Below are 21,045 nucleotides of genomic sequence, written 5' to 3' on the forward strand. Positions count from 1 at the left end.
TTGTCATTTTGAATAACGAAGCACCAGTTTAGGAATAAAAAGGTACTTCGTTTTTTTTTTATTTATACCTTTGCGCAATTAAAATTTTTAAGCATTAAGCTGTTAAGCCTTTTTTTGGTTCTTAATACCTGAAATACAAATCATGAAGAATAATTTATTTTTAGACGCTGCATTTTCAAAACAAACAGAACGTCCTCCAGTTTGGATGATGCGTCAGGCTGGTCGTTTTATGCCACAATATTGGGAGATTAAAAACAAATACTCTTTTTTAGAGATGTGTAAAACTCCAGAAATTGCTGCAGATGTAACGATGCTTCCTGTTGATTTGTTGGATATTGATGCGGCGATTTTATTCTGCGATATTTTAGTAACAGGTGAGGCTATGGGTGGCGATTTGAGCTTTACTCAAGGCGTTGGACCGAAGTTTGCAAATCCTGTGCGTAATGCACAAGATATTGAAAACTTAAATGTTGATTGTTTGGATGAACTACAATACGTTGCTGATGCGATTAAAGTGATTCAACAGCGTTTAAATGGTCGTATTCCTTTGATCGGCTTCGCTGGTGCACCTTTTACGGTAATGAGTTACTTAATTGAGGGTGGTTCTTCTAAGGATTTTAAATTAACGAAGCTTTTTATACACAACCAACCAGAATTGGCGCATAAGCTTTTAGCTAAAATTGCTAGAGTAACGGCTGATTATTTGAATCTTCAAATTGCTGCTGGTGTTAATGCTGTTCAAATTTTCGATAGCTGGGCGCTTGCATTATCTTGGAATGATTATCAGGAATTTTCACACCGTTATATCCAGGAAATTATCTCGAACTTAAATAGAAAAGATATTCCTGTAATTTCTTTTTGTAAAGGAAGTTCGGTTTTTGCGCCAATTATGGCAGAAGCTAAACCTGATGTAATTTCTGTAGATTGGAATGCCGATTTGTTAAACATAAAAAATGCTTTGCCAAAAGGTATTGCTGTGCAGGGAAATTTAGATCCCCATATTTTATATGCGGATCAATCGGTGATTAAAGCGCAAATTCATAAACTGTTTGAGCGTATGCGTGGAAGGGAGGGATTTATCTTCAATTTAGGTCATGGTATTATGCCTGATATTCCTTTTGATAACGTGAAATATGCAATTGATGTGGTGAAGGAGTTTAGGTATTAATTTCAACTCATTTTGCTTATATTAGCGTAAATAATTTACGAGCCATGACAGTCAAATCATTACGTGACGAAGATAGATTGCCAATTAAACAGGTAATTAACGCCATAAATAAAACGATGGATGAGGTTCTTCGCGTAGTTGATGCTATGGATTTAGGTAGAACTGAAGTGAAAGCTGATGGGGTTTATAGAACTTTCAATAACGGCGAAATCGTAAAGATTTCTTCTGGGAACTTCACTAAAAAAAGAGTAGGTAAAAAAAGAATTAAACTGTTTTAATAATGGCTATCAAGCCTAAATTGAGAGTTTTCGCTGGGCCAAATGGTTCTGGTAAAACAACACTTTATAATTCAATTAAGCCAATTTATTTTTCAACCAAGCTTTTTGTAAATGCAGATAATCTTGAATCAGATTTTAAGAAAAACAATTTTTTAAATCTATCAGAGTTTGATATTATCTGTTCACATACCGAATTTGAGCAATTCAGCATTTCAAATGGATTATATTAAAAGCAGGTTTCAAATTCGAAAGTTGGAATCTCGTTGTAAAAGAAAATGTTATCGTAAAAGGAGAATTTGATGACATCGAATATAACTCTTATCATTTTGCAATAGTTGCTGATTTTATTCGCCACAAATTAATTGAGTCTAGAAAATCATTTTCTTTTGAAACAGTTTTTTCTCATCCATCTAAGTTAGCACTCATCGAATTCGCTCGTCAGAATAATTATAAGGTTTATTTATATTTTGTTGGAACAGAAACACCTGTGATGAATCTAGAACGGGTAAAGGATAGGGTAAATAAAGGTGGTCATTTTGGTTGATGGTAAAAAGGTTGAGAAATGCTATTTTCTTACAATGGATTTACTTATAGATATGTTAAAAGAAGTTGATGAAACTTATCTTTGGGATAATTCTGGTTCCAAAAATAATTATATTGGGAATATAAAGAATGGAATTTTAAATCTTGAATATACCTAATTGGATAAGCACCTATATTTTGAATAAAATCAAATCATGATAGAAACCCTACAGCCATATTATTACTACTTTCTTGCGGTACACATCGTATTTGTAATTAGTTGGATGGCGGGTTTATTTTATATTTTAAGTCTGTTTATTTACCACACGGAGGCCAACGAAAAACCAGAACCCGAAAAAAGTATCCTACTAACTCAGTTTACTAAAATGGAGGCTACATTATGGAAAATTATTGCGACACCTGCAATGGTTATTTCAGTTTTGGCTGGCATTTCTATGCTTACTTTGCGCCCAGGTTTATTGCAGGCAGATTGGATGCATGTTAAACTTGGCTTTGTAGTAGGTTTGTTGATTTATCATTTCATTTGCCAAAACATTGTAAAACAGCTTAAAAATGGTCAATTCAAGATGACAAGTTTTCAATTGCGTTTATGGCGTGAGCTGGCTACTATTTTTATGATTGCGATTGTATTTGTAGTGATTTTAAAGAATGCCATTAACTGGGTTTACGGCTTAATTGGTATAATGGGTATTGCATTGGCAATAATGATTGCGGTGAAGCTTTATAAGAATTATCGGTTAAAGAATAAGAAATAAATTTTATTTTGTGGAACGTTCTTAGTTTTAGCATCTTCAGAATAAAGAAGATGCTAAAACTATACTTTTTTGCCTTGTTAAGTCTAATTTTAAAAATTAACAGGGTAGAAGCGAAAACCATTTCAGTTGATCCTGATTCAATATATCAACAACAAGCAAAAATTTTCATCAACGACATTTATGCAGAAAAGCTGAAATCCAAAAGATCCGTGCTAATCAATGAACCACAATTTTATCGCCATGGCTTAGAAGATTCAGATACTAGTTTTTTTGATACAAAAGAATTGTCTTATATAAAAAAACAAATTCAAGAACCGGAATTAAAATCTTGGCGAAATTTAATTAGTACGCAGATGAATTGTATAAGTAAGGATTCTCTTAACCGCATTCTTAAAAAGGAATATTTGAGATTATATAATGGATGGGATTATTTTTATAGGTATGTCGGTAAAGATATTCACATTTTTTCAAGCCCTATATTTATAAAGAATTATCAATATTGCTTATTTTATACTGAAATATCGTGTGGGTTAGGATGTGCTAGCGGAGAAACTTTTCTCTACCGTAAAAAAAATGGAAAATGGGCAAAGTTTAAATTAATTTATAGCTGGATAAGTTGATCTTATTTGTTAATAACAAAATTTAGGCAATTTCCTTTTCAAGGAGAAATTTTGTTTGCTTTTCGTCAACTTGCACCTGGTTCTTAATACTTGATACCTGCTACTTTATACTTTACCAAAAAACTATCCTAAATTTGGGCGATAAAATCCAAGCTCATGTTTACAACCACAGGTTTGAAAAAAACCTTACTCTTTATATCTTTTCTTTTCACAACTTATATTGCTTCGGCACAGTTTAATCAATCGGCTTTAGAAAACAGAATCCGTCCAGATAGTAGCTTAACCAACGAGGTACATTTTAGCTTCTATAACCTTAATTACGTTCGTAATTACGAATACACAAATGATTTCCATGACGGTTATACTTTGTACGGAACGCAGTTACAACCCCAAATTGTGTATTATGCGCATCCTAATTTGGCGATAACGGCTGGTGCTTTTATCCGCAAAGATTTCGGTAGAAACGGAATTACTGATGCTAAGCCTTTGTTTAACTTAAAATACCACAAGCGTAATTTAACCTTGATTTTTGGGAGTTTAGAGGGAGGGATTCAACATAAATATATTGAGCCTCTTTACGATTTTGAGAGAACAATAACGAACCCTATTGAATATGGCACGCAGTTATTAGTGGAGCGTAAGAAATTTAATTTAGATGCCTGGATTGCCTGGCAGAAAATGATTGATAAGGGCGAGGCTGCAAAAGAAGAAATTGTCGGTGGTTTATCTACAGAAACCACGATTGCAGAAAACAACGGCTGGAAGTTTAGTTTCCCTGCACAGTTTTTAGCTTTCCACCAAGGTGGACAAATTGATATTTTAAAAGAGATTCCGATTAGTACGGTTTTTAACGGCGCAGCTGGTTTGAAATTACACAAGGAGATAAATACTAATATAAAACAGGTTTATACCGATAATTATATTGCTGTTTACAAAGATTTATCTCCTGATAAACGTCGTGCTTTTCAAGGCGGTTTTGGCATGTGGTTAAATGCAGGAGTTGAAAGTAAATGGGGAAGTCTGGTGGCTTCTTACTGGAAAGGAAATAACTTTATTTCGATTAAAGGAATGCCTTTGTACGAATCGGTTTCGAGTAATTTATACACCAACGGTTTAAAGCAAAGCGGTAGAAATATTGTTTCGTTGCGTTATGCTTACCAAAAAGAATTAATTCCGCATTTGTATCTTGATGTTCGCTTTGAACCGCATATTGATCTGGATAATACGGATAAACAGCTACAGTTTAATCATTCGTTTTTTTTAACTTATAAACAGGATTTTAGATTGTTTAAGGCAAAGAAATAAATTTTTGTCTTAGCCAGACGGGCTTTTTTCTTTTGACAACAAAAGAGACAAAATTGCCAGCTGAAAATTTTTGTATCGAAGTTAGTAATTTGGCTTGGTTAATGCATCCCCAAAAATTTGTTAGGCTGGATATAAGATTAACGAAGATTTTCTGCCTGGGCTTTGCTGGATGGAAAAAAATAATTGCATTAGAATACCGTTTGCTGAAGCAGACGGCAAGGAAATGTAAATCGTTTTAAAATAGCTATTCATTGCCGTTGGCTTTAGCCAACGGAACTATAAATATACTTTTCGGCTTTAGCCAAATTCTCCGCTTTGCTGCTTTGTGTTGAGCACTCCTGGCGTTTCTAAACCCGATAGCAGTGCAAATACTTTTTGATGCAGCAACCCTAAATATACTGTCATGCTGAGGCACGAAGCAGCTGCAGCCGATGAAACAGATGCTTCGTGCCTCAGGATGGCAGAAGTTAAAAAAGATTGGAACGGATAGCGGGACTAACGCCTCAAAAAATCTCCTGCCATTGCTTTCCAAATCAAAAATCTATATCTTTCTTGAAATTTATTTAATATTTATCTTACTGATAATCAGTGTGTAAAAATGAATTTTAACTTTTATTTAACTTTTTCTTACTCCTCATGCAACCAATGTTTGTAATCTGCCATCTTCTATATACAAACACACAATGAAATTGACGCGAAGCTATACGATAAACGATTTGATGGAAGGCTGCAAAGCTGGCGACCGAAAGATGCAGGAGCTGCTTTATAAGCAAACTGCCTCGAAAATGTTGGCCGTTTGTATGCGCTACGCAAAAGACAGAATGGAGGCCGAGGATGTATTGCAAATGGGATACATCAAGATTTTCCAAAAGATTAAGGAATACCGTGGAGATGGATCTTTTGAGGGCTGGATTAGAAGAGTAATGGTAAATACTGCAATTGAAAGTTACCGTAAAAATTTACGCAGCTTAAATGTGGTAGAAATTGATGAGGCTTATGAGCAACCTTCGACAGGGTTTGATTTTGGTACACTGGGTATGCAGGATTTGATGAAAGTGATACAAAAATTGGCAGATGGTTACCGAATGGTTTTCAATATGTATGTAATAGAAGGCTACTCACACAAAGAGATAGGAGAAACTTTGGGGATCTCGGAAGGAGCAAGCAAATCGCAATTATCAAGAGCGAGAGCAATATTAAAAGAAGAAATTATAAAAATGGAGGGATTTGGTTATGCAACCTATACAGGATAAGGATTTTGATAAGTTATTTAAAAATGCTTTTGAAGATGCCGAAATTACGCCATCGAGAGATTTATGGAGCAGTATTGAAAGTGAAATTGAGCCAAAGAAAAAAAGGATTATTCCAATTTACTGGTTGTCGGCAGCGGCGGTTTTACTTGTTGCAACAGTTGGCTTTTTGATTTACCAACAACAGGATGTTAAGCCAAAGCAATACGCTAATAATGTTACGCCGAAAGTTGAAACACCAGTTATAACGAAACAACCAACTCAGGATTCGGCGGTTTCGATTGTAACGCCAGTTGAAAAGGTAGAACAAATCTTGCCTATTGTAAATGCTAAACCAGTTACTACTTTGGCTAAAACCATGGTAAAAAAAGAGGTTAAGCCTGTAGAAAAACAGAAAGTGGTTACCGCACCTGAAATGCAAAAACAGGAAATTATGATTGCGAAGGTTGAAGAGCCAAAACAGGATATTAAAGAAAAAATTGATGCTGCTGTTTCCAAGGCTAATTCTGAAACAGTTTATGCTTCAACAGCTTCAGTTATTAAATCGGATGTTGTTGATAGTGAAAACAATCAAGCGGAAAGTAAAGGAATTAGAAATGTTGGAGATGTTGTAAACTTAATTGTTAACAAAGTTGATAAAAGGAAAGATAAGTTTATCCAATTCCGTACGGATGATGATGATTCTTCTCTCTCATCAATAAATATTGGCCCGTTTAAATTCGGCAAAAAGAAAAAATAACCAGGATTGATTAAGATTTAAGGATTTTAAGATCGGATGTTTAAATCTATCATTTAATAATTCATTCACTTTAAAATATAAACACACACAAAATATGAAACGTCTAATTTTTACAGCACTTATGGTAGGTGGACTTGCCAGTGCTTTTGCTCCAAGTGCTTTTGCACAACAAGATACAGTAGTTAAAGACTCAGTAGTTACCAAGAAAAAAGCTAAATATAACTTAACCATTGGCGGTGGCAATCTTATTACTAAAATTGGCGATTCAACAGATAATTCAAAAAAAGGTCGCTTTGTAGGTGGAGTTACTTTTACCCGAGTTGATTTAGGTTTCTCCAGATTAATTGATAACGGAAGTTTTAATTTATCTCCAAATAATGAATTTTTAGATTACAAAGGTGGTAAAACAAGTACATTCTCTTTCGATGTTTTGCAATTCGGTTACCGTTTTAACTCTAACTTTAAGGTTTATGTAGGGGGTGGTTTCGATTGGACATTAATTCGCCTTAGAAAAGATATTACTATTGCCAAAAATTCAAGTGAGTTTGTTTACACCGAACAGCCTGTTCAGTTCTCTAAAAATCGTTTCTCGAGCAGTTATGTGCATATTCCTTTAAACTTCGAATTCCGCACCAATCAGAGTTCTAAAGGTAAAAGATTCTACGTGGTTTTAGGTCCTGAAGTAGGTTTCTTATTAAACGGTAAAATAAAACAAGTTAGCGATGAGCGTGGCAAAGAAAAACAGTACGATAGCTACCATTTCCAATCGGTACGTTATGGTGGTACGGTTAGAATTGGTTACGGAGGCTTAGGGTTGTTTACTAAATATTATTTCAACGATATGTTTACGACTACACAACAAGCTGGATTGAAAAATATGAGTTTCGGGGTAACCTTTGGCTTAAATTAAAATATAACAACACACAAATAAGTTAAATCCTGTTTCGGTTAGGCGGAACAGGATTTTTTTGTATAACAACAATTTCGATTTAGACTTTAGTCTTTCTGCTTTAAGCTTTATATTTACTCCGTGAGCGATAATATAATCAGTGTAAAAAACTTAACGAAACAATACCAGGCTGAGCAAGCTGGAGGAATTAAAAATATTACTTTCGATATTAATCGGGGGGATGTAGTAGCGATTATTGGCGAAAGCGGTAGCGGTAAATCAACTTTATTAAAATCTATTTATGGTTTATTAAAAACCGATAATGGTGAAATATTTTTTGAGGAAGAGCGAATTAAGGGGCCAGATGAACAGCTGATTCCTGGGCATAAGCAGATGAAAATGGTTACGCAGGATTTCTCGCTCAATATTTATGCTAAGGTTTACGATAATATTGCCTCACAGCTATCTAATACTGATTTAAAAACCAAAGCCGAAAAAACCCTGGCTATAATGGAACATTTGCGGATACTTCCATTACAAAATAAAAAGATAATTGAACTGAGTGGTGGAGAACAACAACGTGTTGCAATTGCCAAAGCGATGGTTGCCGATACTAAAGTTTTATTGCTTGACGAACCTTTTAGTCAGGTGGATGCTTTATTAAAGAACCAATTACGTGCAGATATTAAGCGGGTTGCTGCAGAAACTGGAGTTACGGTAATTTTGGTTTCTCACGATCCTGCTGATGGTTTGTTTCTTGCTGATCAGCTTCTTATTTTACGGAATGGTGAACTTTTACAAACTGGTAAACCATCTGAAATTTATCAGCAACCAAAACATATTTATACGGCCCAGATTTTAGGAAATGCAGTGGTTTTATCTCGCGGCGACGCAGAAAAACTGGGTTTGAAAACTTTTGCAGGATCAGTTGTTTTCTATCCGGAATGGGCAGAAATTAATAGCAATTGGAGTAGCAGACGTTTTGAAGTTAAAGACGTTTATTACAAAGGTTTTTATGATGAACTGTTGCTTGAAAGAAACGGTGTTACTGTTCGGGCGTTGCAATTGAATAGGGGCGAGCATAAAAAAAACGACCACGTTCAGTTGAACATTAGTCGTTTTTTAGAGTTTTAATGTAAGTCTTTTAATCTGCAGAAGAGGCAACCAAAACAATTCTTGCACCAATACTAGCCGTAGGTCTAACTGGTAAAGTGTTTCTATTGTTATTAAATTGAAGATATACCCTTATTCTACCTGGAAAAGAACTGTAGCTGTAAGAGTCGGTTCCGTAAGTAAATGGTAATGCATCATAACCATCGTCGTTAAAACGGGCAAATGACAAGATTATACCATCATCTTCATATTGTTCGATTCTGTTGTCGGTGATATCTACATAGTAAAAAAGGCCATTTGCATCACTTCCCGAAGTCCACTGATTTGGCTGAATAGTTTTATACAGTGTAATGTTCGGTGTGTTTTGAACAATCGTGTCCTTTTTGCAAGATGCCAAACCTAGTGTGACAATGCAAAGCATTAAAATAGTTAGCTTTTTCATATTGATTAGTGTTTATTTGTGTGTGTTGCTTTGCGTATTACAAAACAACTGCCAAAAATTCTGAATCACACATTATGGATTAATAATTGTTTATCAAATAGAACACGACATTGAAATTTGAATTCATATCTTTTAAAAATGAGCGTAATTTTTAGAGTTTTACCCTGGTTAATTTTATTGGTTGCGGGATACTTTTTTATTTCGAAAAAGTTTAGCATTAATACTTCAGTTGAAAGTAAACATCAGCTTTTGGTAGAAAAAATCGAGGCTATTGGTAAATTAGAGCTGGTTCGCTACCAAATTAGCGATGTATTGGAACATAAAAACAAAACGGATTTTTTGCCTGAAGCAAGCGTTTTACTCATTGTAAAAGCAGAAGCTGTTGGCTGTATCGATCTTACTAAAATAACTAAAGATAATATTGAAATTGATGCGGATACAGCTGTAGTAAATTTACCACAGCCAGAGATTTGTTATGTAAAAATTGACCACAAAAACTCTAAAGTTTACGATACCAAAATGGCTTTTTTCCGCGAAGCGGGATTAGTTGATGAAGCTTACAAGGCTGCAGAAAAACATGTTGCTGCCGAAGTTAAAAAATCTGATATCTTAGTGCAAACAAAAACCAATGCATTAAATGTGCTTAAGCCAATAATTGAGGGTTTAGGATATAAAAATGTAAAGCTGACTTTTGATTAGATTATTTCTTTTATCATTTTAAATCTTAGCACAGCTAAGTTTAAGCAGTAACCAATATTATAAAAAATCTTCACGGTGTGGATTAAAAATATCAACCAGTATTCCAGCCTCCAGGCAAACTACACCGTGAAATATCATCGTTGGAGCAAAGAAAACATCTCCTTCATTTAGGATTTTCTTATCATCGCCCATGGTAACTTCAAAACTCCCTTTCGCCACATAACTTAGCTGCAAATGTGGATGATTATGAATTGTGCCAATTGCATCTTTTTCAAAGGCAACTTTAACCAGCATCAGGTTATCATCAAAAGGCATTACTTTACGTTTCACGCCTGCACCCAAATCATCCCAATCGATGTCTTTGTCAGTTATTAATGTTTTGTTTGTTAGATCTTTGAAGTTCATTTTCTTATTGGATTTTGTCCAATTGAGCTTGTCGAAACGTTGTTCTTCGACAGGCTCAGAATGACAATTTTATAAAATGTTCTTTGCTTTCTCTGCGAAAAACTTAGGGTTCTTTTCGGTTAAACCTTATACCAAATACTCAAACAAAGTTTGATCCTGATTCAGTTCTATAATCTCGAATTTAAAATCCTTCATTCGTTGCAATAAACTGGCATAATCATCTTTATCAGTTAACTCAATACCAACCAAAGCTGGGCCATTTTCTTTATTCGTTTTTTTGATAAACTCGAAGCGGGTAATATCATCATGCGGGCCTAAAACCTCGTTAACAAATAATTTTAAAGCACCTGGTCTTTGTGGGAAACGAACGATGAAATAATGTTTCAAGCCTTCAAAAAGCAATGATTTCTCTTTGATTTCCTGCATGCGTTCGATATCGTTATTGCCACCACTGATCACGCAAACGATATTCTTTCCTACAATTTGATCCTTTACTTGTTCTAGTGCCGCTACCGACAAAGCTCCGGCAGGTTCTACAACAATTGCATCTTCGTTATAAAGCTTCAAAATAGTAGTACAAATTTGGCCTTCAGGAATCAAATAAGTCGAGCTGAGCAATTCCTTACAATATTGGTAAGTGATCCAGCCCATTCTTTTTACGGCCGCACCATCCACAAAACGTTCGATGTTTTCAACAGTTATTGGTCCACCGTTTTTAAGGGCTTCGCTTAACGATGGCGCACCCATTGGCTCTACACCGAAAATTTTAACTTCAGGTTTTACGGTTTGCAAATAAGCACTTACGCCAGAAGCTAAACCACCACCCCCAACAGGTACAATTATGGCATCTAAATCAGGTAGATCCTGAAAAATTTCCATCGCAACCGTAGCTTGTCCTTCAATTACCTTTTCATCATCAAAAGGAGGGATAAAGGTCGAAGATTTTTCTTCACAATAAACTAGAGCCTCCTTTAAACAATCATCAAATGTATCGCCCACTAAAACAATTTCGATATTGTCGCCACCAAACATATTTACCTGTTTGATTTTTTGCTTAGGCGTAATTTCGGGCATAAATATTACACCTTTAATGCCTAACTTTTTGCAAGAATAAGCGACGCCTTGAGCGTGATTGCCAGCGCTGGCACATACAATTCCGTTTTTTAAAGCATCTGCATTTAAAGCACTTATTTTATTATAAGCACCACGTAATTTATAGGAACGTACAATTTGTAAATCTTCCCTTTTTAGGTAGATATTTGCATTGTATTTTAACGATAATCCAGCATTAAATTCAAGAGGAGTACGTTTCACTACACCTTGTAAGGTTTTAAATGCGCTTTCAAAATCGAAAGTATTTTTTATTGTATCATTCATTTGTTCAGTATAAAGTTGTAAGAATCAAGTATCAAGATTTGACTCATACTTATTTTTTTTGAAAAGCATGTTCAGTGCTTTTCGGTATTGCAGTCCTCCCCAACATTGTTGGGGATTGCAATCTTTTTTAGCTTCTGTCATGCTGAGGAACGAAGCATCTTTTTCATCGGTTGCAGATGCTTCGTTCCTCAGCATGACAGAATATTTTAAGGTCGCGTCAAACAAAGTATTTCCGCTACTGTCAGGTTTGAGTTTGGGCCGTCATTGCGAGGGACGAAGCAATCTTACAACTCAATATTATTTTCTTTCGCTTTAAGATTGCTTCGTACCTCGCAATGACGATTCCCTTTTTACTTTCAGCTTTGATCTTTCTGCTTTAACCTTTCTTACAAAAACTTATTAATCGCATCTAAATATGCATTTGCCGATGCTTTCACAATATCAGTGCTGAAACCAAAACCCACAAAAGATTTACCCTCATAATCCACTTTCATATTTACCTTACTCACATCATCGCTACCGCCATGCATAGCCTGGATAGTAAATTCTTTAAGTGTGATATCTTTATCTATAATACTTACAATTGCATTAATCGTTGCATCAACTGGGCCATTTCCTTCAGCTTTAGCTTCTTTCTCTACACCTTCGTATTGTAATTTAATATTAGCCGTAGGTTTAGCCTGGTCGCCGCAAACTACCTGAAGTAAGTTTAATTTATAGCCGTTCTTGTATGATTCAATTTCGCCATCACTCATCAAGAAAAGTAAATCATCATCTGTGATGTCTTTTTTCTCATCAGCTAAAACCAAGAAACGTTCGTAAACATCATCAATATTGATTTTTTCAATATCGTAATCTAAACGCTCTAAATGATGTTTTAAAGCATGACGACCGCTACGAGCAGTTAAAATGATATCCGCACTGTTTAAACCAACATCTTCAGGATTAATAATTTCATAGTTTTCACGATGTTTCAAAAATCCATCCTGGTGGATACCAGAGCTGTGAGCAAAGGCATTTTTACCAACAATGGCTTTATTTGGTTGTACTGGCATGTGCATCATGCGACTAACCATTCCACTGATTTCTGTGAAATATTTACTGTTAATCCCTGTATGTAAACCTAAAGCATGTGTTTTAAGAATCATCGAAACTTCCTCCAAAGCTGTGTTTCCAGCTCTTTCGCCAATTCCGTTAATGGTACACTCAATTTGACGGGCACCATTTAAAACTCCTGCAATGCTATTTGCTGTGGCAACGCCCAAATCGTTATGACAATGAACAGAAATAATGGCCTGATCTATGTTTTTAACGTTCTCTTTTAAGTAAAGAATTTTGGAGCCATATTGGTCTGGCAGGCAATAACCGTTTGTATCAGGTATATTAACAACCGTTGCACCAGCTGCAATTACGGCTTCAATCATTTGCGCCAAAAATGCATTGTCTGCTCTTCCTGCGTCTTCCGCATAAAATTCCACATCTTCCACAAACTTTTTAGCATATTTTACAGCCTCAACTGCTCTTTCTAAAATCTTTTCGCGGGTACTGTTAAATTTGTACTGGATGTGCATATCCGATGCGCCTATACCGGTGTGGATACGTGGGTATTTGGCATATTTCAAAGATTCTGCAGCAACATCTATATCTCCTTTGATCGCTCTTGTTAAAGCACAAATTGTTGGGTTTTTAATCGCTTTTGATAATTCCACAACACTTTGAAAATCTCCAGGACTTGAAATTGGGAAACCGGCTTCAATTACATCAACGCCAAGTAATTCAAGTGCTTTGGCAATCTCAATTTTTTGGTTGGTGTCTAACTGGCAGCCTGGAACCTGTTCGCCATCGCGTAAGGTGGTATCGAAAATATATACTTTATTTGGATCGTGTATCATGATGCTTGTGTTGTGGATGTTTTTTGGGATAAAAATTTCAATACCAATTTGCCCATTTCGGCTGTGCCTAAAACTTTAAATCGGTTAGTGGTTTGGTCGGCAATGTCATGTGTTCTGAAACCTTCTTTCAAAACCGCATCAACGGTATCAACCAGTAATTTGGCTTCTTCTTTTAGTCCGAAACCAATTTCTAGCATCAACGCAGCCGAGAGGATCGAAGCTAAAGGATTAGCTAAGTCTTTACCGGTAATATCATGCGCAGAACCGTGGATTGGCTCAAAGAAACCAGTGCTTTCTCCAACAGATGCCGATGCCAGCATACCCATTGAACCGGCTATTTGTGAGGCTTCATCAGTTAGGATATCACCAAATAAATTTGCAGTTAAAACCACATCGAATTTCTTAGGGTTTTTAATGAGCTGCATCGCTGCATTATCAATAAACATGTGCTCGGTTTCTACATCAGGATATTGTTTTGCAATTTCCTGAACGGTTTCTCGCCATAAACGAGAACTTTCTAAAACATTCGCTTTATCTACCGAACATAATTTTTTACTACGTTGCTGAGCAGCTTGGTAAGCTTTGTGCGCAATACGCTCTACTTCGTAACGGTGGTAAATCATTAAATCAGAAGCGGTATTTCTATCTTCAGAACGTGTTTTTTCGCCGAAATAAACATCTCCCGTTAATTCGCGGAAGAATAAAATATCCGTTCCTTTTAATATTTCGGGTTTAATACTCGATGCCTGAAGAAGTTCATCGAATAGTAATATCGGGCGGAGGTTTGCAAATAAACCAAGTTCCTTGCGGATTTTTAATAAACCTTGCTCAGGTCTAACTTTTAAACTTGGGTCGTTGTCGTATTTGGCATGGCCGATGGCACCGAAGAGGATGGCATCGCTTTTTCTTGCTTTCTCTAAAGTTTCGTCTGGCAATGGTTCGCCTGTTACCTCAATAGCCGCGTGGCCCATTAAAGCTTCATCAAACACAAATTCATGGCCAAAAATTTCTGCAATTTTTTCTAATGCTGCTTTTCCCCAGGTGGTTACTTCTGGTCCAATACCGTCTCCAGGTATTACTAAAATGTTCTTCTTCATTTTCGACTTCTATTGTTTTCAGCTAATCATTTGCCACGGAGACTCGGAAATTGGGAAAAATTGATTCCGTGTATTCTGTGTTTCTGTGGCAATTCTGCTTTAGCTTAGTATTTCTATATTTAAACTTTCAACGACTTTTACCTCGCCTTTTTCTAATAATATTCTTTTCTCGATGCAGGTTGGCAACTGCGATTCAAAATGGCCAACATAAATTAAGGTCATTCCATTGCTGCACAACTCATCAACCAATTGGTTAAAATGTACCGTTTGCTGTTGGTCTAAACCTTGGCATGGTTCATCCAGGATCAATAATTCTGGATTTTTGATGATGGTTCTTGCCAATAAAACCAATCGTTGTCTTCCTAAGGGGAGCGAACTTAAGAGTTCGTTTTTATTTTCAGTTAAACCGAAATATTCTACCAATTCATCAACTTGTTGGCCTTTAGTATAAGGCAGCTGTTGAAATAATCCAACAGTGTCATAAAAACCAGAAGCAATACTTTGCCAAACCGTTGCCGAAGCATCAAAATACCAATGAAACTCAGGTGAAATTAAACCGATATGCTGTTTAATGTCCCAAATGCTCTCGCCGCTTCCACGTCGGTTGCCAAACAGGTAAAGTTCGTTGGCGTAAGATTGTGGATGGTCGCCATTTACAAGGCTTAATAAAGTTGATTTTCCAGAACCATTATGTCCTTGCAATAACCATTTTTCGCCAGCTTTAACTTCCCAATTGATGTTTTTTAAAACCTGTTTTTCGCCATAACTGATGTTTACATCAATCATGTTAACAATATTCTCGGAAGAATAAACAGGCGATTCTTTTAGGAAATCTGGAATTTCTTTTGAATGTTGATCATCAGAAACTGATGTTATAGTTCTTGAATTAGAAACTGAAATTTGACCATTTACTATTTCCGCAAAGCGATGAATAGAACTTGGTAACTCCGAGTCATTACAAATTAAAATCAACTGAACACCATCCGTTGAAACTTCATCCAATAAAAGGTTAAGGTTTTTACGTGATGCGGCATCCAGGCCTGTATAAGGTTGGTCGATAATTAACAATTGCGGCTTTAACCATAAAGCTTTAACGAGCTGCAATTTTTTATGTTCTCCGCTAGATAATTCAATCAATTGCGAACTGGCAAATGAAGAAAAGTTTAGCGCTTCTAAAATGTGTTCAACTTTATCTAAATGAATTCCTTTTTCTTTACCATAATTGACCAATTCGGCATGAACAGTCAAGGTGTCTTTCGCCTGCTGACTGGTATAACGTTGCTGATAATAGAAGTTTGCAACGCCCTCTAAGTTTTTAAACTGATACCAGCTTTCTACGAATAAAACCTCTGCTGGTAAATGACTTTCATTATTGAAATTGATTTTTACCTCGCCAGCCGCATTTTGCAAGCCTGCAATAATTTTAGCTAACGAAGTTTTTCCGCTTCCACTCGTGCCACCTAATGCCCAGTTTTCGCCACGATTAATAGCCCAAGTCAAATCCTTTAACACCGATTTTTGTTGGTGTTTTAGGTTTAAATCCTGAATACTGACGAAACTTTCTTTCATGCTATTTATTTTTTGCCATCTTAAAAACCTTAGTAAATCTAAGTTGGGTATTGTCGTTTTTTTTAATCGTGGTTATTAGGCGGTCGTCATTGCGAGGTACGAAGCAATCCTACTACTAACGCTATACCCTTCGATCCCTTGCTTTAAGGTTGCTTCGCGCCTCGCAATGACGTGGTTGTTAGCTATAGGTTTTAAGCCCCTTTTAGGGTGTTGGGGGTTTCAAATTCCTCAATCAAATCTTTTTGCGCCAGGATGAAATCGATATCATCATAGCCATTAATCAAGCACGATTTTTTGTAAGCGTTAATCTCAAAAGATTCCTGTACACCGCTTTCAACAATTGTAACCGTTTGGTTTTCTAAATCAACCTCTAAAGGAGATTTTGCATTGATATCTACAGCTTTAAAAATTTGAGCTAAGAAATCTTCGCTTACCTGGATTGGCAATAAGCCATTGTTCAGGGCATTACCTTTGAAAATATCAGCAAAAAAACTACTGATTACCGCATCGAAACCTGCATCCTGTATAGCCCAAGCTGCGTGTTCACGACTACTGCCGCAACCAAAGTTTTTTCCTGCCACTAAAACTTGGCCGCTATATGTCGGGTCGTTTAACACAAAATCAGCTTTAGGTTGATTGTCGTTTTCATAACGCCAATCGCGGAACAAGTTTTCGCCAAAACCCTCACGAGTTGTTGCTTTTAAAAACCTCGCAGGGATAATCTGGTCGGTATCAATGTTCTCTATGTTTAAAGGCACTACTGCCGATGTTAATTTTGTGAACTTTTTCATTTTATTAGTATCAAGTTGCGAGTAACAGGATCAAGAACCCTTTTATCGCTTTATTTTTTTATTTATTTGCAGCAAAAACTACAAAATTGTAATACTGATAATAACAATTTGCATTTTGTAGTCCTGCATTTTCAAGCCATTCCAATTGCGGTTTTAAAGGCGCCATAATGTCAACCTTAATTCGCTCGAATGCACTTTGTTTTTCTTCTCCTGTTAAATTCGGGTTCTGTTCAACATGGTTTTTCCAGTTTTCAGTAAAAATTTTTTCTGCCACTTCAGTTTCGCCTAAAACTTGATCAGCGTTGATAAACCAACCTCCAGGTTTGAGCGTTTTTGTAATTTTGCCAAACAACTGTTGTTTCAATTCATTTGGTAAATGGTGTATTGCGAGTCCTGAAACCACTAAATCATAATGATTTTCTGGTAAATCGACAGTGGAGAAATCGGCGTTTAAAAAACTAATGTTTTCATTTCCCTCGAAACGCTCCTCTGCTTTTTTAAGCATCTCTTTAGAGATATCAACCAAAGTTATTTTCGCCTCAGGATACTTCTCATGAAAGAACGCACTCATCAATCCAGTTCCTGCACGAACATCCAAAATGCTTTTAACTGCTGGAACATTTTCCGACAGCGCTAAAGCGGTCCCGTAAAAATCATCAAAACAAGGAATAAGAAAACGCCTTTGCTTATCGTACTTCTCAGATACTGCGTTAAATTGGTTTTGAATTTCTTCCAAACCCCCCAACCCTATAAAGGGGGCTTCTGTTCTATCGTTTATGCTTATCGAATTAGACATTTCTACTTTTTGGGTTAGGGGGTTAATAATTCCCTAACATCCGTAATCACACCTGTAACAGCAGCAGCAGCAGCCGTTAACGGACTAGCCAATAAAGTTCTAGCATTTTGCCCTTGTCTGCCTTCAAAATTTCTGTTCGATGTAGAAACACAATATTTTCCAGCTGGAATTTTATCTTCGTTCATGCCTAAACAAGCGCTGCAACCCGGCTCACGTAACTGGAAACCTGCAGCTTCGAAAATTTTATCCAAACCTTCGTTTTTAGCTTGCTGCTCTACTTGTTTCGAACCTGGAACAATCCAGACCGTAACATTATCTGCTTTGCGCTTATCTTTTACAAAATCAGCTACTTCACGCAAATCTTCAATACGAGAGTTGGTGCAACTTCCAATGAAAACATAATCAACTGGTTTCCCAATTAATGAAGCATCATCATCAAAACCCATGTAGTCCAATGCTTTTTGATAAGAAAGTTTTTCTTTTTCTGGTTGAGCATTTGTTGCAGGGATGTTTTCCTGGATACCCATTCCCATTCCTGGGTTGGTTCCATAAGTAATCATTGGTGCAATATCTGCCGCATCGAAAGTTAAAACGCTGTCGAATTTTGCATCAGCATCGCTGTATAACGTTTTCCAATAGGCTAAAGCTTTATCCCACTCTTCGCCTGCGGGCGCAAATTCTCTACCTTTTATGTAATCGAAAGTAATTTGGTCTGGAGCAATTAAGCCACCTCTGGCCCCCATTTCGATACTCATATTGCAAATTGTCATCCGAGCTTCCATACTTAAACTCTCGATTGCCGAACCAGCGTATTCGATGAAATATCCAGTTCCACCAGCTGCAGAAATCTGAGCGATGATGTATAGGATGATATCTTTTGCGCCAACACCTTTTCCAAGTTCGCCATTAACCTCAATTTTCATGGTTTTAGGTTTCGATTGCAACAAACATTGCGTTGCGAAAACCTGCTCAACCTGTGATGTGCCGATACCGAAAGCAATCGCTCCAAAAGCACCATGGGTAGAAGTGTGGCTATCGCCACAAACCATCGTTTTTCCTGGTAAGGTAATACCCAACTCAGGGCCAATTACGTGAACAATTCCTTGAAATGGGTGTCCTAAGCCATAAAGTTCAATCCCAAATTCTGCACAATTTTTGGTCAGCATATCCACTTGGTAGCGAGAAAGCTCTTCTTTAATTGGCTGTAATTGGTTTAACGTTGGCACGTTATGGTCGGCTGTTGCCACCGTTTGTTGTGGACGAAAAACAGGCAGACCTCTTTTGCGCAAGCCATCAAAAGCCTGAGGAGAAGTTACCTCGTGTATTAAGTGTGTATCAATGTATAAAATATCAGGAAATCCTTCTTCACTTTTTACAACGTGTGCATCCCAAATTTTTTCTACTAATGTTTTTGACATTTTATTTTGTATTTAATGTTGTCGGTCTGAGCCCGTCGAAGACCCTTTAAAGAATAAAAAGAATCCTTCGACAAGCTCAGGATGACATTCTTTTTATTCTATGCAGTTTTAATTGCTTTCATCGCAGTCATTGCTTTACGTAAAGTAGCGCCAATTTGTTCTACTTCATGAGAGCGGATCGCTTCGTTAACATCGATTAATTTTCTGTTATCAACAGCGCCATCTTTACCATCGTTAAAGTTTTTACCAACTAAATCAGTATCCACTTTTTTCATGAAATCAGCCAATAATGGTTTACAAGCCTGGTCGAATAAATAACAACCGTATTCAGCGGTATCAGAAATTACGCGGTTCATTTCAAACAATTTCTTACGGGCAATAGTGTTTGCGATAAGCGGTGTTTCGTGTAGCGACTCGTAGTAAGCAGATTCTGGTTTAATTCCAGCCTGAACCATCGTTTCAAAAGCCAATTCAACACCAGCACGAACGAAAGCAACCATTAATAAATAGTTGTCGAAATACTCTTGCTCGCCAATTTTAACATCGCCAGCAGGAGTTTTTTCGAAAGCAGTTTCGCCAGTTTCAGCTCTCCATGCCAATAAGTTTTTATCGCCAGCAGCCCAATCTTCCATCATGATACGGCTAAATTCGCCACTCATGATATCATCCTGGTGTTTTTGGAATAACGGACGCATAATATCTTTTAATTCTTCCGAAATTTCGAAAGCTTTAATTTTAGCAATGTTGCTTAATCTATCAACCATTGCAGTAATACCTCCTTGCTTTAGCGCTTCCGTAATTACTTCAACACCATATTGAACCAGTTTAGATGCATAGCCAGCATCAATTCCTTTCTCAACCATTTTATCGAAAGATAGGATGGAACCTGTTTGCAATAGACCACAAAGAATGGTTTGTTCGCCCATTAAATCAGATTTGACCTCAGCAACGAAAGATGATTTTAAAACACCAGCTCTATGACCACCTGTACCAACAGCATAAGCTTTTGCTTGTGCTAATCCTTTACCTTGAGGGTCGTTCTCTGGATGCACAGCAATTAAAGTTGGTACACCAAAACCACGAACATATTCTGCTCTAACTTCACTTCCAGGGCATTTTGGAGCTACCATAATTACCGTTAAATCTTTGCGGATTTGCATACCTTCTTCCACGATGTTGAAACCGTGAGAGTACAATAATGTAGCGCCATCTTTCATTAAAGGCATAATTGCATTTACAACCGCAGTGTGTTGTTTATCTGGTGTAAGGTTAATTACCACATCCGCACCAGGAATTAATTCTTCGTAAGTACCAACTTTGAAGTTGTTTTCAGTTGCATTTTTCCATGAATCTCTTTTGCCTTCAATCGCTTCTTTACGCAACGTGTAACTTACATCTAAACCACTATCTCTTAAATTTAAACCCTGATTTAAGCCTTGAGCGCCACAACCTACAATCACTAGTTTTTTGCCTTTCAAAGCGCTAATGCCATCTAAAAATTCGTTGCTATCCATGAAATCGCAAACACCCAGTTGGTTTAATTTTTCTCTAAGAGGTAATGTGTTAAAATAATTTGACATCGTTTTTGTTATTTATTTTATGGTTCTATTTTCTAATTAGTTCGTTTTTTGCAGGTTTTACCGCCGTGGTTCGTATCCTCACGAACATTTTTGCCATTGAGCGTAGTCGAAATATATAAAGCAATTTTTTGTGCTTTTTAGTTATTTCAGTCCTCCCCAACATTGTTGGGGATTTCAATCTTTTTTAACTCCTGTCATTTTGAGGAGGGAAGAATCTGTTTCATCGGTTGCAGATGCTTAGTGCCTCAGCATGACAGTTTTGGTGAAAAAAAAGTATTTCCACTTCAATCGGTTTATTTTACTCAGGTTCGGTGTTGTT

22 protein-coding genes are annotated in these 21,045 nt (G+C 36.6%); 11 read left to right on the plus strand and 11 right to left on the minus strand.

Annotation, left to right across the window (positions count from 1 at the left end; translation table 11 throughout):
- Nucleotides 1-142: 142 nt before the first annotated feature.
- From hemE to ABD692_RS06305, 10 genes are all read left to right on the plus strand, one after another.
- Nucleotides 143-1,168: a uroporphyrinogen decarboxylase gene (gene hemE, locus ABD692_RS06260; RefSeq protein ID WP_344765880.1), complete on the plus strand. Its 1,026-nt coding sequence runs from the start codon at nucleotides 143-145 to the stop codon at nucleotides 1,166-1,168.
- Between the two features lie 44 nt (nucleotides 1,169-1,212).
- Nucleotides 1,213-1,446, plus strand: coding sequence for a hypothetical protein (locus ABD692_RS06265; RefSeq protein WP_316763575.1), 234 nt, complete (start codon nucleotides 1,213-1,215; stop codon nucleotides 1,444-1,446).
- A 2-nt stretch (nucleotides 1,447-1,448) separates the two neighbouring features.
- Nucleotides 1,449-1,676 carry a hypothetical protein gene (locus ABD692_RS06270; protein ID WP_344765881.1) on the plus strand — a complete coding sequence of 76 codons (228 nt, stop codon included), beginning with the start codon at nucleotides 1,449-1,451 and terminating at the stop codon, nucleotides 1,674-1,676.
- A gap of 507 nt (nucleotides 1,677-2,183) precedes the next feature.
- A complete protein-coding gene (locus ABD692_RS06275; protein ID WP_316763568.1) occupies nucleotides 2,184-2,744 on the plus strand; it encodes a CopD family protein in 561 nt (186 codons plus the stop codon).
- A gap of 50 nt (nucleotides 2,745-2,794) precedes the next feature.
- Nucleotides 2,795-3,364 (plus strand): hypothetical protein, encoded by a 570-nt coding sequence (locus ABD692_RS06280; RefSeq protein WP_316763565.1) that lies wholly within the window; start codon nucleotides 2,795-2,797, stop codon nucleotides 3,362-3,364.
- Nucleotides 3,365-3,520: 156 nt separating this feature from the next.
- The gene (locus tag ABD692_RS06285) at nucleotides 3,521-4,669 is read left to right on the plus strand and encodes a hypothetical protein (RefSeq protein ID WP_316763563.1); all 1,149 of its coding nucleotides are present in this window, start codon (nucleotides 3,521-3,523) and stop codon (nucleotides 4,667-4,669) included.
- 683 nt (nucleotides 4,670-5,352) lie between these two features.
- Entirely contained in the window at nucleotides 5,353-5,922 is a 570-nt protein-coding gene (locus tag ABD692_RS06290; protein WP_025146912.1) for an RNA polymerase sigma factor, read from the plus strand.
- Nucleotides 5,903-6,658 carry a hypothetical protein gene (locus tag ABD692_RS06295; protein ID WP_344765882.1) on the plus strand — a complete coding sequence of 252 codons (756 nt, stop codon included), beginning with the start codon at nucleotides 5,903-5,905 and terminating at the stop codon, nucleotides 6,656-6,658. Before ABD692_RS06290 ends, ABD692_RS06295 begins: the two co-directional genes overlap by 20 nt.
- A 94-nt stretch (nucleotides 6,659-6,752) precedes the next feature.
- The gene (locus tag ABD692_RS06300; protein WP_344765883.1) at nucleotides 6,753-7,568 is read left to right on the plus strand and encodes an outer membrane beta-barrel protein; all 816 of its coding nucleotides are present in this window, start codon (nucleotides 6,753-6,755) and stop codon (nucleotides 7,566-7,568) included.
- A gap of 120 nt (nucleotides 7,569-7,688) precedes the next feature.
- Complete coding sequence (locus ABD692_RS06305) at nucleotides 7,689-8,681, plus strand: ABC transporter ATP-binding protein (protein ID WP_344765884.1); 993 nt, start codon at nucleotides 7,689-7,691, stop codon at nucleotides 8,679-8,681.
- Nucleotides 8,682-8,691: 10 nt separating this feature from the next.
- Here the strand turns inward: ABD692_RS06305 and ABD692_RS06310 are convergent, their stop codons facing one another.
- A complete protein-coding gene (locus tag ABD692_RS06310; protein ID WP_316763541.1) occupies nucleotides 8,692-9,102 on the minus strand; it encodes a hypothetical protein in 411 nt (136 codons plus the stop codon).
- A gap of 138 nt (nucleotides 9,103-9,240) precedes the next feature.
- Between ABD692_RS06310 and ABD692_RS06315 the strand changes: the two genes are divergently transcribed.
- Entirely contained in the window at nucleotides 9,241-9,801 is a 561-nt protein-coding gene (locus tag ABD692_RS06315; RefSeq protein ID WP_344765885.1) for a DUF4230 domain-containing protein, read from the plus strand.
- Between the two features lie 57 nt (nucleotides 9,802-9,858).
- Here ABD692_RS06315 and ABD692_RS06320 read toward each other — a convergent pair whose 3' ends face one another.
- The 10 genes from ABD692_RS06320 to ilvC all read right to left on the minus strand — a co-directional run bounded on the left by ABD692_RS06320 (nucleotide 9,859) and on the right by ilvC (nucleotide 20,726).
- The gene (locus ABD692_RS06320; protein ID WP_344765886.1) at nucleotides 9,859-10,206 is read right to left on the minus strand and encodes a cupin domain-containing protein; all 348 of its coding nucleotides are present in this window, start codon (nucleotides 10,204-10,206) and stop codon (nucleotides 9,859-9,861) included.
- 126 nt (nucleotides 10,207-10,332) lie between these two features.
- A complete protein-coding gene (ilvA, locus tag ABD692_RS06325) occupies nucleotides 10,333-11,583 on the minus strand; it encodes a threonine ammonia-lyase IlvA (RefSeq protein WP_344765887.1) in 1,251 nt (416 codons plus the stop codon).
- 24 nt (nucleotides 11,584-11,607) lie between these two features.
- Nucleotides 11,608-11,778 carry a hypothetical protein gene (locus ABD692_RS06330; RefSeq protein ID WP_344765888.1) on the minus strand — a complete coding sequence of 57 codons (171 nt, stop codon included), beginning with the start codon at nucleotides 11,776-11,778 and terminating at the stop codon, nucleotides 11,608-11,610.
- A 191-nt stretch (nucleotides 11,779-11,969) separates the two neighbouring features.
- Nucleotides 11,970-13,475, minus strand: a complete 1,506-nt coding sequence (locus ABD692_RS06335; protein ID WP_344765889.1) for a 2-isopropylmalate synthase — start codon at nucleotides 13,473-13,475, stop codon at nucleotides 11,970-11,972.
- Entirely contained in the window at nucleotides 13,472-14,572 is a 1,101-nt protein-coding gene (gene leuB, locus ABD692_RS06340; RefSeq protein ID WP_344765890.1) for a 3-isopropylmalate dehydrogenase, read from the minus strand. The genes ABD692_RS06335 and leuB overlap by 4 nt, the downstream gene beginning before the upstream one ends.
- A gap of 99 nt (nucleotides 14,573-14,671) precedes the next feature.
- Complete coding sequence (locus ABD692_RS06345; protein ID WP_344765891.1) at nucleotides 14,672-16,141, minus strand: ATP-binding cassette domain-containing protein; 1,470 nt, start codon at nucleotides 16,139-16,141, stop codon at nucleotides 14,672-14,674.
- 191 nt (nucleotides 16,142-16,332) lie between these two features.
- A complete protein-coding gene (gene leuD, locus ABD692_RS06350; RefSeq protein ID WP_316763525.1) occupies nucleotides 16,333-16,932 on the minus strand; it encodes a 3-isopropylmalate dehydratase small subunit in 600 nt (199 codons plus the stop codon).
- A gap of 58 nt (nucleotides 16,933-16,990) precedes the next feature.
- Entirely contained in the window at nucleotides 16,991-17,728 is a 738-nt protein-coding gene (locus ABD692_RS06355; RefSeq protein ID WP_344765892.1) for a class I SAM-dependent methyltransferase, read from the minus strand.
- A 14-nt stretch (nucleotides 17,729-17,742) separates the two neighbouring features.
- Entirely contained in the window at nucleotides 17,743-19,146 is a 1,404-nt protein-coding gene (gene leuC / locus ABD692_RS06360; protein WP_344765893.1) for a 3-isopropylmalate dehydratase large subunit, read from the minus strand.
- Nucleotides 19,147-19,244: 98 nt separating this feature from the next.
- Nucleotides 19,245-20,726, minus strand: a complete 1,482-nt coding sequence (ilvC, locus tag ABD692_RS06365; RefSeq protein WP_316763516.1) for a ketol-acid reductoisomerase — start codon at nucleotides 20,724-20,726, stop codon at nucleotides 19,245-19,247.
- Nucleotides 20,727-21,045 lie beyond the last annotated feature (319 nt).

The sequence above is a fragment of the Pedobacter ginsengiterrae genome (genome assembly GCF_039537385.1).
GTDB lineage: Bacteria > Bacteroidota > Bacteroidia > Sphingobacteriales > Sphingobacteriaceae > Pedobacter > Pedobacter ginsengiterrae.

Excerpts from the sequence above, each read along its gene's own strand:
- ABD692_RS06345 (WP_344765891.1), bottom strand. The coding sequence starts at position 16,141 with ATGAAAGAAAGTTTCGTCAGTATTCAGGATTTAAACCTAAAACACCAA.
- ABD692_RS06285 (WP_316763563.1), top strand. The coding sequence starts at position 3,521 with ATGTTTACAACCACAGGTTTGAAAAAAACCTTACTCTTTATATCTTTT.
- ABD692_RS06280 (WP_316763565.1), top strand. The coding sequence starts at position 2,795 with ATGCTAAAACTATACTTTTTTGCCTTGTTAAGTCTAATTTTAAAAATT.
- ABD692_RS06310 (WP_316763541.1), bottom strand. The coding sequence starts at position 9,102 with ATGAAAAAGCTAACTATTTTAATGCTTTGCATTGTCACACTAGGTTTG.
- ABD692_RS06300 (WP_344765883.1), top strand. The coding sequence starts at position 6,753 with ATGAAACGTCTAATTTTTACAGCACTTATGGTAGGTGGACTTGCCAGT.
- ABD692_RS06355 (WP_344765892.1), bottom strand. The coding sequence starts at position 17,728 with ATGTCTAATTCGATAAGCATAAACGATAGAACAGAAGCCCCCTTTATA.
- ABD692_RS06275 (WP_316763568.1), top strand. The coding sequence starts at position 2,184 with ATGATAGAAACCCTACAGCCATATTATTACTACTTTCTTGCGGTACAC.
- ABD692_RS06330 (WP_344765888.1), bottom strand. The coding sequence starts at position 11,778 with ATGCTGAGGAACGAAGCATCTGCAACCGATGAAAAAGATGCTTCGTTC.
- ilvA (WP_344765887.1), bottom strand. The coding sequence starts at position 11,583 with ATGAATGATACAATAAAAAATACTTTCGATTTTGAAAGCGCATTTAAA.
- hemE (WP_344765880.1), top strand. The coding sequence starts at position 143 with ATGAAGAATAATTTATTTTTAGACGCTGCATTTTCAAAACAAACAGAA.
- ABD692_RS06290 (WP_025146912.1), top strand. The coding sequence starts at position 5,353 with ATGAAATTGACGCGAAGCTATACGATAAACGATTTGATGGAAGGCTGC.
- ABD692_RS06270 (WP_344765881.1), top strand. The coding sequence starts at position 1,449 with ATGGCTATCAAGCCTAAATTGAGAGTTTTCGCTGGGCCAAATGGTTCT.
- ABD692_RS06320 (WP_344765886.1), bottom strand. The coding sequence starts at position 10,206 with ATGAACTTCAAAGATCTAACAAACAAAACATTAATAACTGACAAAGAC.
- leuC (WP_344765893.1), bottom strand. The coding sequence starts at position 19,146 with ATGTCAAAAACATTAGTAGAAAAAATTTGGGATGCACACGTTGTAAAA.
- leuB (WP_344765890.1), bottom strand. The coding sequence starts at position 14,572 with ATGAAGAAGAACATTTTAGTAATACCTGGAGACGGTATTGGACCAGAA.
- leuD (WP_316763525.1), bottom strand. The coding sequence starts at position 16,932 with ATGAAAAAGTTCACAAAATTAACATCGGCAGTAGTGCCTTTAAACATA.
- ABD692_RS06295 (WP_344765882.1), top strand. The coding sequence starts at position 5,903 with ATGCAACCTATACAGGATAAGGATTTTGATAAGTTATTTAAAAATGCT.
- ABD692_RS06335 (WP_344765889.1), bottom strand. The coding sequence starts at position 13,475 with ATGATACACGATCCAAATAAAGTATATATTTTCGATACCACCTTACGC.
- ABD692_RS06315 (WP_344765885.1), top strand. The coding sequence starts at position 9,241 with ATGAGCGTAATTTTTAGAGTTTTACCCTGGTTAATTTTATTGGTTGCG.
- ABD692_RS06265 (WP_316763575.1), top strand. The coding sequence starts at position 1,213 with ATGACAGTCAAATCATTACGTGACGAAGATAGATTGCCAATTAAACAG.
- ilvC (WP_316763516.1), bottom strand. The coding sequence starts at position 20,726 with ATGTCAAATTATTTTAACACATTACCTCTTAGAGAAAAATTAAACCAA.